The organism is Prevotella conceptionensis 9403948 (assembly GCF_000312305.1).
In the GTDB taxonomy this organism is placed as follows: Bacteria; Bacteroidota; Bacteroidia; order Bacteroidales; family Bacteroidaceae; genus Prevotella; species Prevotella conceptionensis.
Map to the genome: position 1 here is coordinate 65,232 of NZ_HE999451.1, position 1,409 is coordinate 66,640.

The following is a 1,409-nucleotide window of genomic DNA, read 5'->3' on the forward strand; positions in this document are numbered from 1 at the left end:
CTACAACTGGCCTCACCCCAACCCCTCTCCAAGAGGAGAGGGGAGTGGTATGCTTTTAAAACGAACGTTGTTAGGTGCAAGCTTACCCTAATTGCCCTCATCCCATACGCCACACACCGCCTACAATTGGCCTCGCCCCGACTGCTACTGGCCTTACCCCCAGCCCCTCTCCAAGGGGAGAGGGGCGAAATATGCCTTGTTATGGCGTAGTTGGCTTTGTGGTAGCAAACGTTTTGTTTTTTTTCTCTCCTCGGGGCGGTATTGAGGTGATGCTGCGTTGATACTCTTTTTAAGTTAAACGGGGTATTAATATTTTACAAAATACACCTTTGTCGGCACGTCATTCTAGAAGAAAAAGGGGGCATAAAGCTAGCGAATAGCCACTATTTTTCGCTTTACGTACCCTTGCTTTTGTCCTTTTTTAAGTCTGCCGACTGCATTTAGCACCATTTTACCTTTCTAGTTTGTTGTTATCTCATTGTTTTTTCAAGTCCCAAAAGCGGCTTTTTGTATATAAAACTACCTCAAAAAGCACCATTTTGCTCCTATTTTGCACATGTTTTCGCCCCCAAATAGAGGTTTTAAGTGGCCTGATACGATGAATTTTTATGCAAGATGCCTTGTGATTATGGGCAAAATACCTTGCGTTTAGTACCAAAATGCGGTGCATTTTGCACCAAAACGCAGTGCAATTAGCACCAAAACGCAGTGTGTTTTGCACCAAAACGCAACCTATTTTGCACCAAAATGCAGTGTATTTTGCACCAAAACGCAGGATGTTTCGATGCTAATGGCCTTGCAGCCTCTTTAAACTGTAAATTTATTCGTTGTTATGCAGGTTTGTTATGAATGTGCGCTAGTTTCTTTTTGCACTAAAACAAACTCGTGCGAGAATTGAATTTTTGCGGTCGGGTGGGCGGTTGGTGAGCAAAATGGGCAGTCTTTGTGTTAATTTCTTTGCTGAAAAACGGACAGATTGTAGTTAATGAAAACGTACTGCAACTGGCCTCACACCACCCTACAACCGGCCTCACCCCCAACCCCTCTCCAAGGGGAGAGGGGAGTAGTATGCTTTGTTGTAACTGCTGTTAGGTGTCTGTCCTCCGCGCACGCCACCCTACAACTGGCCTCACACCACCCTACAACCAGCCTTACCCCCAACCCCTCTCCAAGGGGAGAGGGGAGTAATATGCTTTGTTGTAACTGCTGTTAGGTGTCTGTCCTCCGCGCACGCCACCCTACAACTGGCCTCACCTCTAATCCTTACCGGCCTCACCCCCAACCCCTCTCCAAGGGGAGAGGGGAGTAGTATGCTTTGTTGTAACTGCCGTTAGGTATCTGTCCTCCGCGCATGCCACCCTACAACTAGCCTCACCCCCAACCCCTCTCCAAGGGAAGAGGGGAGTAGT

Annotated in this window: 1 protein-coding gene; it reads left to right on the plus strand. The window is 47.4% G+C overall.

From position 1 onward, the window contains the following. Nucleotides 1–210, plus strand: a 210-nt coding sequence (locus tag BN93_RS18740; protein WP_232211185.1) for a hypothetical protein, incomplete at its 5' end; no start/stop codon positions are given. Nucleotides 211–1,409 lie beyond the last annotated feature (1,199 nt).